General features: G+C 62.1%; 13 protein-coding genes. All 13 read right to left on the reverse strand.

Translation table 11 applies throughout. The features are described from left to right. Positions 1–55 precede the first annotated feature (55 nt). Positions 56–1,039 (reverse strand): type II secretion system minor pseudopilin, encoded by a 984-nt coding sequence (locus K349_RS0107945; RefSeq protein WP_029165320.1) that lies wholly within the window; start codon positions 1,037–1,039, stop codon positions 56–58. Beyond that, positions 1,014–1,622, reverse strand: coding sequence for a prepilin-type N-terminal cleavage/methylation domain-containing protein (locus K349_RS0107950; RefSeq protein ID WP_169731323.1), 609 nt, complete (start codon positions 1,620–1,622; stop codon positions 1,014–1,016). Before K349_RS0107950 ends, K349_RS0107945 begins: the two co-directional genes overlap by 26 nt. Next, the gene (locus K349_RS17985) at positions 1,619–2,704 is read right to left on the reverse strand and encodes a ParB/RepB/Spo0J family partition protein (protein WP_029165322.1); all 1,086 of its coding nucleotides are present in this window, start codon (positions 2,702–2,704) and stop codon (positions 1,619–1,621) included. Before K349_RS17985 ends, K349_RS0107950 begins: the two co-directional genes overlap by 4 nt. Positions 2,705–2,800: 96 nt before the next feature. Beyond that, on the reverse strand, positions 2,801–4,147 hold the full coding sequence (gene dnaB / locus K349_RS0107960) for a replicative DNA helicase (protein WP_029165323.1): 1,347 nt from the start codon (positions 4,145–4,147) through the stop codon (positions 2,801–2,803). Continuing rightward, the gene (rplI, locus tag K349_RS0107965; RefSeq protein WP_029165324.1) at positions 4,148–4,594 is read right to left on the reverse strand and encodes a 50S ribosomal protein L9; all 447 of its coding nucleotides are present in this window, start codon (positions 4,592–4,594) and stop codon (positions 4,148–4,150) included. A gap of 7 nt (positions 4,595–4,601) precedes the next feature. Next, positions 4,602–5,573 carry a YybS family protein gene (locus K349_RS0107970; RefSeq protein ID WP_029165325.1) on the reverse strand — a complete coding sequence of 324 codons (972 nt, stop codon included), beginning with the start codon at positions 5,571–5,573 and terminating at the stop codon, positions 4,602–4,604. A gap of 68 nt (positions 5,574–5,641) precedes the next feature. Further along, complete coding sequence (gene rpsR / locus K349_RS0107975; RefSeq protein WP_029165326.1) at positions 5,642–5,878, reverse strand: 30S ribosomal protein S18; 237 nt, start codon at positions 5,876–5,878, stop codon at positions 5,642–5,644. Between the two features lie 18 nt (positions 5,879–5,896). Next, positions 5,897–6,400 carry a single-stranded DNA-binding protein gene (locus K349_RS0107980; RefSeq protein ID WP_029165327.1) on the reverse strand — a complete coding sequence of 168 codons (504 nt, stop codon included), beginning with the start codon at positions 6,398–6,400 and terminating at the stop codon, positions 5,897–5,899. Positions 6,401–6,410: 10 nt separating this feature from the next. After that, positions 6,411–6,692: a 30S ribosomal protein S6 gene (rpsF, locus tag K349_RS0107985; protein WP_029165328.1), complete on the reverse strand. Its 282-nt coding sequence runs from the start codon at positions 6,690–6,692 to the stop codon at positions 6,411–6,413. 78 nt (positions 6,693–6,770) lie between these two features. Next, positions 6,771–7,085 (reverse strand): FtsB family cell division protein, encoded by a 315-nt coding sequence (locus K349_RS0107990; RefSeq protein WP_029165329.1) that lies wholly within the window; start codon positions 7,083–7,085, stop codon positions 6,771–6,773. Between the two features lies 1 nt (position 7,086). Continuing rightward, positions 7,087–8,769 (reverse strand): arginine--tRNA ligase, encoded by a 1,683-nt coding sequence (gene argS, locus K349_RS0107995; protein ID WP_029165330.1) that lies wholly within the window; start codon positions 8,767–8,769, stop codon positions 7,087–7,089. A gap of 54 nt (positions 8,770–8,823) precedes the next feature. Beyond that, positions 8,824–10,710 (reverse strand): hypothetical protein, encoded by a 1,887-nt coding sequence (locus K349_RS0108000; RefSeq protein WP_157367336.1) that lies wholly within the window; start codon positions 10,708–10,710, stop codon positions 8,824–8,826. A gap of 68 nt (positions 10,711–10,778) precedes the next feature. Continuing rightward, positions 10,779–13,466: a preprotein translocase subunit SecA gene (gene secA / locus K349_RS0108005; RefSeq protein ID WP_029165332.1), complete on the reverse strand. Its 2,688-nt coding sequence runs from the start codon at positions 13,464–13,466 to the stop codon at positions 10,779–10,781. Between the last annotated feature and the right edge of the window lie 113 nt (positions 13,467–13,579).

The following is a 13,579-nucleotide window of genomic DNA, read 5'->3' on the forward strand; positions in this document are numbered from 1 at the left end:
AGACAAACCGGAACACCTCGGCCCGAAAAGGACGAGGTTTGCGGAAAGGAGGTCTTCAGTTCCGGAGATCGGACCCGCTCGAAAGAGCAGTCCGCTCCTTCCAGAGAACGACGCGGCATTCCTTCTGGGCCCGCCGGAGGACTCCCTGGTACAACGCGGCGTGACCACTTCCGCCCGCTTCCTGTACGCGAATGTCCACCTGGAAATACTCGCTCGATACGCCGAGCAATCCCGCCAGCCTGGGAATCGCGCCCTTGGGGAGCATCTTGTTGACATCACTCATGTTTTTGAAAGGCGCGTCCTTTCTTGCGGCGACGATCCGCGCCGCCGCCCCGTCGTCCATCTCGGAGTCGAGGAGTTCCAGCACGCGCCGGGGAGCCATGTTGACGTTGATTTTCGCTCCTCCCCAGATGTCGCAGTAATCCCGGAACCCGAGCCGCCCCAGAGCACGGTTCCCTTCCAGGAACACCTCGTCCACGCCGGGGCAGTTTCGCAGCTCCGAAAGATCCGCCAGCGCACGGTTCGGAAAATCTCCCCGCTCCGCCCCTCCGAGACGGGGGGATTTGTCCGCGTCGAGGAAATCGAGGAGCAGTGATTCCAGATCGGAACGCCCCAGTGTGACGAGCACCTGCGTCCAGGGATATTTGAGTTCCCGCCGGAGCGTCCTTCGATCCGGAAGAAAGAGGGCGTTCACCGGAATCTTCCCATCCAGAGGCGTAATGGTCACGGAGAAGACCTTGCCGTCGTCGGTGGGAAAGACATACTCCGAAAACCAAGGTTCATGAAGCGAGTCATAGGCGTTCGGGTCCTGCAGAAGTCCCAGAGCGACTTTGTGTAGCAGCACATAGGCGATGCTCCGGGACTCCTGGGTGAACCGCTCATAGAACACGGCACGCATCTGTGTTCGTGCGAACCAGGCGAAGGCGGTCACTCCCGAGAGCAACGCCATGACCACGAGGAGCACCGCCACGAGCACGAAACCGCGATTTGCCCGGCGGAAGGACGCGGAAGCACTACAGTTGGGGAAGCCAGTCCTCATAGGTGACGCTCTTTTCCTGCCTGCCGATGGTCACTCGAAGCGCGAAGGGATATCGCCCCGCGTAGGAATCCACCCACTTTCCCCGATCGTAGGCAGCAACGCGGAAGCTGTCCACACCGGGCAGGACCAGTTGGGCCCTTCCAGGGTCGAGGTTCGCCGGATCCACCTCGTTGGCGGACACGTAGGGGAGAATCCATCGGTACAGTCCCGGCAGAGCCGTACTGCCGATATCCGCACGAACGACTCTGTAGACGATGGTCCCGATGGGACTTCCGTAGAGAAGCGGTGCCGCGGAACGAAAGAGCACCGCATCGTCGGGAACGCCACCGAGGCGCTCCCGGGAGGCAATCCGGAACAACACGTCCCCCGTGGCGGGAAGCATCTCCCGCAGATCCCCCGCGATGGCCGCCGCCGCCATCCGCAAAGCCCGCTTCTGGCCGTATTCTTCCTCCAGGTCTCCCAGATTTCGCAGCACGTGGAAGAGCGGCGCCCCGGCAAGGGTGAACACGACCGCCACGAGGGCAACCACGGTGAGCACCTCGAAGAGTGTGAACCCCCGCCGCCGGGCCATCTTTTCGTTCACTCCACCCTGGAAGGCACGAAACGCATTCGGAGTTCCACCACAAGACTGCGCTGATCGAGTTCGTGGACCTTCCACGTCACGGCGACACCTTTTTTCTTCTGGTATTCCACGATTTCGCCCAACTGGCGCAACACCTCTCCTCCAGGACCGGTCGAAGCCGGCTCTCCGGGAAGAGAGACTTGCTCCGCCGTCGCGGGCGGGCATTCCTCTTCGATCTCGCCATCTTCGACATGCCCCGAGAACGAAGGGCGATCCGGAGAAGCGAAGGATGCCGTTCCCAAAGTTCTTTTGCGCCGTTCCATCTCCCGGGCGGTCACGCCTTCGTTCACCGCCTCTCCGGCAAGACGGATCTGGTCCTCCTCGTCGAGCCCCACAAGTGCTCTGGCTTGGCGTTCACCGAGCTTTCCCTCTTCGATCAGCTTCTGGACGGGGGAAGCGAGCTTCAGAAGGCGAAGTTTGTTCGCCACCGCCGCCTGGGAGCGCCCGATGCGCCGGGCAAGTTCCACCTGGGTCATGCCGCTTTGCTCCAGAAGCTCCGCAAGGGAACGGGCTTCCTCCACGGGAGAGAGATCCTGGCGCTGCAGGTTCTCCACCAGGGCGAGCACGTGCTGATCCTGGGGAGTCACCTCCACCACCCGGGCTGGGATGGTGCTCCTTCCGGCCATTCTCGATGCGCGAAGCCGTCGTTCACCCGCGACAAGTTCATAGCCTTCCGGTGTCTCCCGGACGAGAACGGGCTGAAGAACCCCCACCTCGCGGATGGAGGAGGCAAGTTCCTCCAATCCGTCGGGATCAAAATGACGACGGGGCTGCCTCGGGTTCGGCAGCACCGCATCGAGTTCGAGAAGAAGCAGGCGTTCATCCTGGACGGCACTCTCTTCGCCCTGTTCCGCCTCGGAAGTCGGAGGAGTGGGTTCGGAAGGAATTTCGGAGGCGGAAAGGTCAGCGGAAAGATCAAGGGGCTGATCCACGGGGAACAGAATGCTCCGGCCTTCGTCGTGACGAATCTCCGAGGGAGTCTTGTCCGATCCCTCGACAACGGTTTCGCCCTGCCTGTTCTTGAGAAAACGGACTACGTCCATGGAGAGCCTCCTTTTCCGCTTCGCCGGCATTCTCCCACTCTGCACAAGTCGGGGTCAACCGTAAAGTGGCCGACCCTCGCAAAGGACACCCTTTCCTCAGAAGAGACGCTCCGCGTTGACGAAACGGGCGTATTCCTTGAGGAAGACGAGGTGCACACTCCCCGTGGGTCCGTTACGATGTTTGGCCACGATGATCTCCGCCCGGTTGTCCTCGAGGTCGGGATTCGCGGTGGCCTCGTAGTAGCCGGGGCGGAAAAGGAGCACCACGAGGTCCGCGTCCTGCTCGATGGCGCCGCTGTCCCGAAGGTCCGAGAGCTGGGGTCGCTTGTCCTGGCGCTGCTCCACCGCCCGGGAGAGCTGCGAGAGAGCCACTACGGGCACATCCAGTTCCCGGGCGATACCCTTGAGCGCCCGGGAGATCTCGGACACTTCCTGCTGTTTGCTCTCCGCGGGACGAGGGGTGCGCATGAGCTGCAGGTAGTCCACGACGACAAGTCCCACCTCCTGGACCATGGCCTTGAAACGGCGGCACCGGGCGCGCAGTTCCAGCGTGGAGAGATCGGAACTGTCGTCGATATAGATTGGGGCCTGAGCAAGGCGGCCCGCGGCCTCGGCGAGACTGTCCCAGGCACTCTCGTGAAAGGTTCCCGTGCGGAGATCGTGGATGTTGATCCGCGCCTCGGCACCGAGCATTCGCTGCACGAGCTGCTCCGCCCCCATCTCCAGGCTGAAGAGGAGGACGGGGCGCTTTCCGTTCACGGCAGCTCCCTGGGCGACGTTGAGGGCAAAGGCGGTCTTACCCATGGAGGGGCGGGCCGCGACGATGTTGAGGCTCCCCGGCTGGAGACCGCCGGTGATGCGGTCGAAGTCGACAAAGCTCGTGGCCGTCCCCGTGACGGGCTGCCCCCTGTGAAAGTTCTCCTCGATCTGCTGGAAGGCGGTGCTCAGCACATCTCCCACATGTTTGAAGGGTGTACCGCCGCCACGCTGGGACAGTTCGAAGACGGAACGCTCCGCCTCGTCCAGGATGTCCCCCAGTTCGCGGTCCTCCGCATAGGCCAGGCGCACAATGGCCCCTCCCGCCTGGATGAGGCGACGTCGTACCGCTTTGTCCCGCACGATCTCCGCGTGCCAGGCCACGTTCGCCGTGGTGGGAACACCGTCCACGAGGGCCGCCATGAAAGACTGCCCGCCCAGCTTTTCCGCGAGGTCGCGCCGTCCCACCTCTTCCCAGAACGTGAGGAGATCCACCGGGCGGTCCTTCCGGGACATGGTTTCCATGATCTCGAAGCCCATGCGGTGATGCAGGTCGTAGAAATCCTCGGGAGTGAGCATCTCCGTTGCGGTAAGGAGTGCATCCCTGTCGAGGAGGCACGCACCAAGCACGGCCCGTTCCGCCTCCAGGCTATGGGGCGGAACACGATCGAAAAGGGAATCCGCCACTTATTCCGCCTCCACCAGGACCGTCATGGCCACGTCGATGCCCGGGTGCAGATGAATCGAAAAAGGGAAGGTGCCGCAGGACCGAATGGGCTCTCCGAGACGCACATCCTTCTTGTCCACCTCCTGGCCGAGCTGAGTAGACACAGCCTGGGCGATCTGGGCCGAGGTGACACTTCCGAAGAGTTTGCCACCTTCACCCGCGCTGACCTTCACCGAGACCCGTTTGCCCTGGAGATGGCGCTGACGTTCGAGAGCCTGTTGCTCCTGCTTCTTTGCCTTGTTTTTCCTGGTTTCCTGGCGTTGCTCCCATTCTCTGATTTTTCCAGCGTCGGCTTCCTCCGCAAGTCCCCTGGGAATGAGATAGTTCCTGCCATAGCCGTCGGCCACGTCAGCCAGATCTCCCGACTTCCCCACACCGGACACATCTTTGGTAAGTATGACTTTCATCGTTGCGTCACCTCCGAAACCGAGTTCGCACGTCCAGCCACATGTCGGCCATGCCGAGGAGCAAACAGAGCTGCGACAGGAAGGGGACGAAGAGAAGCAGCGCGAGAAGCCCGTAACGGAGAAGCCCCACTCCCTTGTGATGCAGCCATGCCATGGCTACCGACGCACCCTGGACGAAAAAGAGCATGCTCACCAACACCCGCAGATTGAGCCCCATTCGGAACGCAACCTGCCGCACTCCCTCGGAGGCGAATCCGTTCTGTTCTGCGGCCTTCGAAAGAAAGAGCAGCAGTACCGAGGCGAGAAGCGCCCAGAAAATGCTCCGGGGAAAACGCCACTCCGAAAAGGACGGGAGTTCGGGCATGCCGGGCATCCCCAGGCGGCGCACCACCAAATTGCTCACCACGTAGCTGAGCCAGCAGTCCATGCCCGCCGCCACGACAAGAAGCGAGGGAAAGACCAGGGGCAGTATGCCCAGGGTCTGTTCCATCTGGGCACGAAACGCGGCGACCGCCTCGGAAGATGCAGCCCAACCCCCGGCGGAGGCGAGCATTCTGTCCAGCACCTGCTGCATCTCTCCGGGGTCCACCGAAAAAGGGTTCAACCCGGTGATCTTCGTGATGAGCAGCATGAGAAGCAGCTTGCTGCCCAGGGAGACGAGAATACCGTAGAGCATGATTTCCACGCCGCTCCGGTAGCGGCGTGCGAGCCATCCGATGCCGACGCCGAGGACACCGAAACCGAGCGCGAAGAAAAGAGCGCTCACCGGGCCCAAAAAAGCCGCGACAAGAAACGCCGCCACCCCCATGCCGGCGAGCGCTCTCCGAAGATTGTGCCGCAATCCGAGAATGACGAGCGGCGCAGGACAGAGCAGCGTCACCACCACACCCAGAAAGGGAAGGAGATGGCTCGCCAGAAAGAGCACCACTGCCAGCGCCACGAGAAGTGCCGATTCGACCAGGGCCCGGGTGGGATTCATGGATCACCTCCGGATAGAGAAATGGGGGAGGAGCACATGCCCCTCCCCCACGGACTCGCGCATGCCGCCTAATCGGCGGTGAAGGGCACGAGAGCCATCATGCGGGCCCGCTTGATGGCCATGGTGAGCTGCCGCTGATGCTTCGCGCAGTTTCCCGTGACTCTCCGGGGAAGGATCTTTCCGCGCTCGGAAATGTATTTCCGCAGCCGTTCCACATCCTTGTAATCCGCGGAGTCAAGCTTGTCCACGCAGAAGAAGCATACCTTGGGACGACGCTTGTTGCGCTTTCTGTTGGCAAAGGCCATGTGCCTTCCCTCCTTCGTTTAAAAGGGGATGTCCGCCTCTTCCCCGCCTCCGGTTCCGTCGATCTCGGCGAAGTCCATGGGGAAATCTCCCTCCATCTCTCCGCCGAAACCGCTTTCGCGAAGGCTCGCCACCTGCCCGGAACGGAAGGAACCCGAGGGGGCGCCGTAGGACTCCTGTCCTTCCTCACGGCGGGGGCTTCCGAGAAATTGCACGTTTCGGGAAACGATCTCCGTGAAGGTGCGTTTCTGACCGTCTTTTTCGTAGCTGCTGACGCGAATGCGCCCCTCCACAAGCACGGCACTGCCCTTTCGGAGATATTTCTCGCAGTTTTCCGCCTGGGCGCCCCAGGCGCTCACGGGAATGAAATCCACCTCTTCGTGAATTTCCCCGTTCTGCCCCTTCCACTTCCGGTTCACCGCCACCGCGAACTTGGCGACGGCTTGTTTTGAGGCGGTGTAGCGAACTTCCGGATCCCTCGCCACATTGCCCACGATAACCGCCAGGTTGAATCCGCGAGCCATGGGGAACCTCCTATTTTTCCTGGAGCACCACGATGTGACGCATCACCTGGCTCTTGAGCCGAGTAATACGCTCCAGCTCCTTCACCTGAACCGGATCGAGAGTGAACGAATAGATCGCGTAGAGTCCCTCGGTCTTCTTCTGGACGGGATAGGCAAGACGCCTCTTCCCCCATCTGTCGATCTTGGATATTGTTCCTCCAAGGCCGCGCACCATTTCCGCAACTTCCTCCACCGACGCGTTGTAATCCTCCACGTCGGGGTGGAGCAGCACCATCATCTCGTAGGGCCGCACCACCACTCACCTCCTCCCTTTGGGCTGACGGCCTCTCCTTCGAGGGAGAGGCAGGGAAACACAGCAAGTTATTATACGTTACGGGTCGGTTCTGGGCAAGACCTTGGGGGGTTCGCCGGAAACCACGACCAATTTGTAGATCCGTTCATCCGGATAGGCCAGGTTGAACTGCTCCCGGGCAAGTCGCGCCATGCCCTCCGTGGTCTTGTAATAGGCGATGGAATCCCGGAGGCGTTCGAGTTCCCTGTTCATGCGCACAATCGTGTCCATGCGCTGATCCACCTGCTGGGAGAGCCGGGCGATGCGGGCCGCCTCGAAGGTATAGGCCGTGAGGAGCACCGCCGATGCAAGTCCGAAGGCAGTGGCCAGGAGAATCCAGCGCAATCGCGGCATGTCACATTTTTTCCGGCGCACTCACACCCAGGAGCCTCAGGGCGTTTGCCAGAACGAGGCGAACAGCCTGACCGAGGAGAAGGCGTCCCTCCTGCAGCGGCGACTCCTCGCCGAGAATCCGGTGCGCGTTGTAGAAGGCGTGGAAGGCCGTGGCGAGGTCGTGGATGTAGTAGACGATCCGGTGAGGAGCGAACTCCCGGGCCGCCTTATCCACCTCCTCTGGAAAGAGCGCGAGCTTGCGCAGAACCTGGTCCTCTTCGGGGGTCGCGAGGATGTTCACGTCGAACTCCTCCGGCCTCGGCAGAACCACTCCCCTGGACTCGGCTTCCCGGAAGATGCTGCAGATCCGCGCATGGGCGTACTGGACGTAGTAGACGGGATTTTCGGCACGGGCGCTCCGGGCGAGCTGGAGGTCGAAATCCAGGTGACTGTCGCTCCGGCGCATGAGGAAGAAATAGCGCGTGGCATCCACGCCAACTTCCTCGAGAATCTCGCTGAGCGTGACGAACTGCCCAGAACGCTTGGACATGGTGACCTGCTCGCCGCCGCTCAGAAGGTTCACCATCTGGATGAGCAGCACCTGCAGGTCGTTGGGATCACGTCCGAGAGCCTCCACGGCGGCGCGCATGCGGGGAATGTACCCGTGGTGATCGGCACCCCAGACATTGATGACGAGGTCAAATCCTCGGTCGTATTTGTCCTTGTGATAGGCCACGTCCGAGGCGAAATAAGTGGGTGCGCCGTTGCTCCGGATGAGGACGCGGTCCTTTTCGTCTCCGAAGGCCGTGGCACGGAACCACACCGCTCCGTCCGCGTCGTAGGCGAATCCCCGCTCACGAAGACGTTCGATCATACGGGGCACGGCATCGTTGGTGTAGAGGCTCTTCTCGGAGAACCACACGTCAAAACGCACCCCGAACTCTTCGAGACAGGCCCGAATAGAGTCGAGGATCACTCGACAGGCATATTCCCGAAAAAAGGCGAGGCTCTCGTCGAGAGGAACGGAAAGAAAACGTGCCCCTTCTTCCTCGACGATCCTCGCCGCAAGCTCCTTGACGTACTCGCCGTGGTAGCCGTCCTCGGGAAAAGGTGCGAGATCGCCCCTGCCGAGGAGTTCGAAATACCTGGACTGAGCGGAACGTCCGAGGTTGTCCACCTGGAGCCCCGCGTCGTTGATGTAGTATTCGCGCTCCACGGTCCAGCCGGAAAACTCGAGAATGGCCGCCATGGCATCTCCCACGGCGGCGCCGCGGCCATGCCCCACATGGAGCGGTCCCGTTGGGTTGGCGCTGACAAACTCCACCTGGACCCTTTTCCCCATTCCACGCTGGTTTCTTCCGTAGTTCTCGTTTTTCTCGAAGATCTCCACCAGGACATCCTTCTGCCACCGCCGGTTGAGAAAAAAGTTCACGAAACCGGGACCGGCGACCTCGGCCCGCTCCACGTAACTGTTTTCTTCCTCGGCCAGGGTGTCCACAAGGCGCTGCGCAAGATCACGAGGCTTTTCACCAAAGAGCTTCGCCGCCTGCATGGCCGCGTTGGTCGCCCAATCCCCCTGCCCTTCCCGTTTCGGGCGTTCGAGGGCGACCCGAGGCAAGTCCTCGGGAGAAACTCCTTTTTCGCCGGCGAGCCGACACAGCGCCTCGGTGATCTGTTCCGCAAGTACCTGGGATAGTTCCTTCACGTGTTCGCCACCTCCACCACGCGACGTGCGCGTCTCTTTTCTATGGTTTCGACATCATCTGGCCCGAACGGGAAGCGTCTTGTTCCCCCACGAGGCCCACGCCGCGACAAGCTGCCTCAACGTCTCGCCCATGGAGGCATCTATCTGTTCGGCCTTCACCACAAGCTTCGTCTCCCCCAGCACGGCATTACGCTTCTCGGAGAAACGGAGCGTTTCCCTCAGGGCGATCCGTCCCTCCCCTTCCCGGCTCGGAGGAAAGGAAAGCACCCGGTATCCCTCCGGAAGGGAGAGATCCAGCTTCTGCTCCACCACGAAGGGGAAACGAATCCGCTGGGGAAATTGCTCCTGCTCCAGGGCGCGGAGCCAGGGCAGTTCCACCGACGGCATGCGGACAAGCACCTGTCCAGGCGCCGAAATCCCCACGGCGGCCTGCACAGGAAAGGAGGCGCGATAACCGTAGGGATAGGTCCGAAGCGACGGCGCACCGAACACAAAGGCACTCCCCGCAGAACGCGGCAACAGGGAAAGAATCTGCGCACCGTCAGGGACTCCGCCGGGTGAAAAAAGGTCCACCCATCCTCCCCGGACCGTCACGTCGAAGGTCCCCTGGCTCATGCCGGTCTGATCCATGGAGAGAATCCATTCAAGGGAAAGGCGGTGCTCCTCCATGGCTCCGCCCGGAACAGTCCGGCTTTCCACGCCGAGTCCCTCCGCACGATAGAGGGTTTTTCCCCGGAGGGACGGCGGCACGTTCCCCGCGGCCACGTTCTGGCCCAGATCGCAATAGAAGCTTCCTCCGTTCGGAGGAGCGCATTCCAGGACGGGACGCAGCCATGCCCGGGACGTGGCGGGGGCGTCCTCCGCCAGCGGAAGCGCGGGAAGCCACCACACCACAGCCTTCCATCCCGCGTTTCGGAGCCAGGCCTTGAGCACCAGAACACGCTCCCAGGGAGTCCAGGGCCCCTCGCCCGGAATCTCCTCCGCGGAGCGAACCCAGTCCCAGGGAACGCCGAAAAGGAGCGTTTCCCCGGTGTTCATTGCGGCAAGAAGCGATTCCCCCGCCCGTGTCCTGTTGTTCATCGTCGCGGCACGGGCGAAGACTCCCTCGGGAGAAGGAATGGCGATCGTTTCCAGCTCCGCCAGAGGGCGAAGCGATTCGAAACGTCCCTTGCGGAGGCTGAAGGCCAGGGCTGGACGCTCCTTCGCGAGAAGACTGGTGCCTTTCCAGGCGGTTCTGTTCATGATGAGCCAGGAATAACAATCCCTCGCCCCCGCTTCGCTTTTGCTCGGTTCGGGAACTCCCTCGCCTCCCCAGAGGAACGAGGCGTTCCGGGGCACTTCAACCACGTAGCGCTGTTCCCACTGGGGAAGGTCGAGTTCGAGCCAGATCAGGTCGTCCACGTTGACTCTTCTCGGATACACCTGTGTGTAGGCAAGGGTGAGAGCTGTCTGTTCTTCCAAGGGGGGAATGCGGACCTCGACGATGCGGACACCCTTCCGATCCTGTTCCTGAGGAAGCAGCGGTGACACGAGACGCCCCAGCGGAACGCTGTAGAGCGCGGCCTCGGACACCGACGCGTCGCCCCCCTCGGGAACGGGAATCTGCCAAGTGCGCCATTCCTCGGACACACCAGGCCCAAGGAGCACGACCCAACGGGATTCGCGCACCATGTCACCGTTGGCCTCCAGACGATACCGCATTTCCCGAAGCCAGACCATGCCGGGAGCATCGCCGAAGGCACTCGTCGCCGGCGCCTCTCGGGCGAGGCGCATCACTTCCAATGCGCCGTTCCAGGCGAAGCTCCGGCCCGGAAGAAACAGCATTCCGAGGAAGAGCACCCCCAGCAAAAACGGTCGCACTCTTTCCAGTGAACGCGCGTTCGTCGCCGCAAAAGCGGTTGAGGAACTCCTCGCGGTGCTGCCGCACATCTCCGTCGTCATGGACTTCGCCTCCCCCTGGATCTCTTCTGAAAAACCGCCTCCTCCGAAACACATGCGCCCCCTCCGCATCACGAGACTCTTCCGCAACAATGCTTGTACTTCTTGCCGCTGCCGCAGGGGCAAGGATCGTTCCGTCCGACCCGTTCGCCCTTCCGAAGCGGCACGCGCTCCCCTCCGGAGCCCGGTGTCTCTTCCCGGGAGGCGCCGAGCAGAACTGGAACGGGAGTGACCGCACCGGGGCGGACAGAACCGGAGCGCCCTCCGCCAGGAGCGGCGCCTTCGGCAACGACGGAGACGCGGAAGACCAGTTCCGCCACGCTCTCCCGAACCCGCCCGAGCATTTCCTGGAACAGGTTGTAGGATTCGAACTGGTACTCCAGCAGGGGATCCTTCTGCCCGATGGCGCGAAGACCGATGCCGCGGCGGAGTTCGTCCATGCCGAGGAGGTGCTCCTTCCAGCGGGAGTCCAACACGTGGAGCACCACGAAGCGGAAGAGATCCGCCGCCATGTTCCCGCCGAGCTGCTTCACCTTCTCGTCGAAGCGCTCCCGAAGGTGTCGGGCGAGCTTGTCCCGGGCATCGAGCGCCTCGGCACGGCTCGCGACTCCTTCAATGAAAGTCTCCGCCCCCGGACCGAAGACAGCCTTAAGGCGCACTGCCGCAGCATTTGTGTCGGGTTCCGCGTCACCTTCGGGGAACGCCGTGTCGATGATGTTCGCAAGGGTGTCCTCAACGATCTCCCAGGCGTGCTCGACGATGCCGTCCTCGGCGGCGAGGATGCTGCGGCGTTCGCCGTAGACGGCTTCCCGCTGCTGGTTCATGACGTTGTCGTACATGAGGAGCTGGCGGCGAATGTCGAAATGATACTGCTCCACCTTGCGCTGGGCGTTCTCGATGGCCTTGGTGAGGAGCGAGTGTTCGATGGCCTCCCCCTCCTCCATGCCGAGCTTCTCCATGATTCCCTGGATACGCTCGGAACCGAAGAGGCGAAGCAGATCGTCCTCGAGGGCGAGATAGAAACGGCTGGTTCCGGGATCGCCCTGGCGGCCGCCCCGTCCGCGGAGCTGGTTGTCGATACGCCGTGATTCGTGCCGCTCCGTGCCCAGAATGTGCAGCCCCCCCGCGGCAAGAACCTTCTCCCGCTCCGCGGCGCATTGGGCAACCATTTCCTCCCGGATGACCGCGAAGGACTCCGGGTCGGCGACGGGATCCACCCCACGGAGCCTCGCCTCGTCACGAGCGAGAAACTCCGGGTTGCCTCCCAGCACAATGTCCGTGCCGCGACCCGCCATGTTCGTGGCCACCGTCACCGCACCAAACCGCCCCGCCTGGGCGACGATCTGGGCCTCCTTCTCGTGGTATTTGGCGTTCAGCACTTCGTGGGGAATCTTGCGGGCCTTGAGCAACTTGCTCATGACCTCGGAATTTTCTATGGAGGTCGTTCCCACAAGCACCGGCTGCCCCTTGGCGTGGCACTCGGCGACCTCCTCCGCCGCGGCAAGGAATTTTTCCCGCTTGGTCCGGAAGATGGCGTCGCTGAAATCCTCGCGCACCAAGGGCCTGTTCGTTGGAAGCACGATCACGGGAAGGCCGTAGATCTCCTTGAATTCCTCCGCCTCCGTCGCGGCGGTACCCGTCATGCCCGCGAGCTTGCGATACATACGGAAGTAGTTCTGCAACGTGATCGTGGCGAGGGTCTGATTCTCCCGGCCGATCCGCACCCGTTCCTTGGCCTCGATGGCCTGGTGCAGTCCATCGGAATAACGGCGCCCGAACATGAGCCGCCCCGTGAACTCGTCCACGATGACGATTTCCCCGTCCTTCACCACGTAGTGCACGTCCCGCTGAAAGAGATGGATCGCCTTGAGGGCCTGCACCAGCTTGTGGGCCATCTCGGAATGCTGCCAGTCCGAGAAGAGCCCCGCGTGGCCGAGAATCTGCTCCGCCCGGGCAATTCCCTCTTCGGTAAGGGCGAGATTGCGCTCCTTCTCGTCGATTTCGAAGTCCGCACCCTTCTGGAGTTTTCGGGCCGCTCTGTCCGCCACGACATACGGTTCCGTGGCGTCCTCGGAAGGGCCGGAAATGATGAGCGGCGTCCTCGCCTCGTCGATGAGAATGGAGTCCACCTCGTCCACGATGGCGAAGGCATGCCCCCGCTGGACAAGCTGCGAAGGATGGACCGCCATGTTGTCCCGAAGGTAGTCGAAACCGAACTCGCTGTTCGTGCCGTAGGTCACGTCGGCCCGATAGGCTTCCAAACGTTCCTCCTGGGGCATATAGGGATAAAGGACACCGACGGAAAGCCCCAGGAAACGGTAGATCGGTCCCATCCACTCGGCGTCGCGCTTGGCCAGGTAGTCGTTCACGGTGACCACGTGCACACCCTTGCCGCTCGCCGCACCGAGAACCACCGCAAGGGTCGCCACCAGCGTTTTCCCTTCTCCGGTCTTCATCTCCGCGATCTTGCCCTCGGAAAGCGCCATACCTCCCATGAGCTGCACGTCAAAGTGCCGCATTCCGAGCGTTCTCACCGCCACCTCCCGGACAACGGCAAAAACATCCTCCAGAATTTCGTCCTCTGGAGTTCCTTCCAGAACTTGTTTTCGAAGGGCATCGTAGCGGCCTGCAAGCTCCTCGTCGTTCAGAGAGCGCAGTGCCGCCTCCAATTCGTTGATCCGAACAACCCTCTGGCGATAGCGCCGGAGAGCGCGTTCGTTGGGGTCGAGCCCGAGGGCCCGCTTCAGGGAATCGAGCATTTCCTCACCTCTACTGTTGTAGGAAGCATTCCTCCGACCTTCGGAAATTCCGGCTCTCCTCCGTAGCACACAGGAGACTCCGGAAAAGGACGGACGGAAAGCACTTCTCCAAG

The sequence above is a fragment of the Aminiphilus circumscriptus DSM 16581 genome (assembly GCF_000526375.1).
In the GTDB taxonomy this organism is placed as follows: Bacteria; Synergistota; Synergistia; order Synergistales; family Aminiphilaceae; genus Aminiphilus; species Aminiphilus circumscriptus.

What these genes read in the sequence shown, in the direction of transcription:
- K349_RS0107980 (WP_029165327.1), bottom strand. Translation starts at nt 6,400, where the DNA reads ATGGCTCGCGGATTCAACCTGGCGGTTATCGTGGGCAATGTGGCGAGG.
- rplI (WP_029165324.1), bottom strand. Translation starts at nt 4,594, where the DNA reads ATGAAAGTCATACTTACCAAAGATGTGTCCGGTGTGGGGAAGTCGGGA.
- K349_RS0108000 (WP_157367336.1), bottom strand. Translation starts at nt 10,710, where the DNA reads ATGACGACGGAGATGTGCGGCAGCACCGCGAGGAGTTCCTCAACCGCT.
- K349_RS0107970 (WP_029165325.1), bottom strand. Translation starts at nt 5,573, where the DNA reads ATGAATCCCACCCGGGCCCTGGTCGAATCGGCACTTCTCGTGGCGCTG.
- K349_RS0107945 (WP_029165320.1), bottom strand. Translation starts at nt 1,039, where the DNA reads ATGAGGACTGGCTTCCCCAACTGTAGTGCTTCCGCGTCCTTCCGCCGG.
- rpsR (WP_029165326.1), bottom strand. Translation starts at nt 5,878, where the DNA reads ATGGCCTTTGCCAACAGAAAGCGCAACAAGCGTCGTCCCAAGGTATGC.
- K349_RS0107990 (WP_029165329.1), bottom strand. Translation starts at nt 7,085, where the DNA reads ATGCCGCGATTGCGCTGGATTCTCCTGGCCACTGCCTTCGGACTTGCA.
- secA (WP_029165332.1), bottom strand. Translation starts at nt 13,466, where the DNA reads ATGCTCGATTCCCTGAAGCGGGCCCTCGGGCTCGACCCCAACGAACGC.
- K349_RS17985 (WP_029165322.1), bottom strand. Translation starts at nt 2,704, where the DNA reads ATGGACGTAGTCCGTTTTCTCAAGAACAGGCAGGGCGAAACCGTTGTC.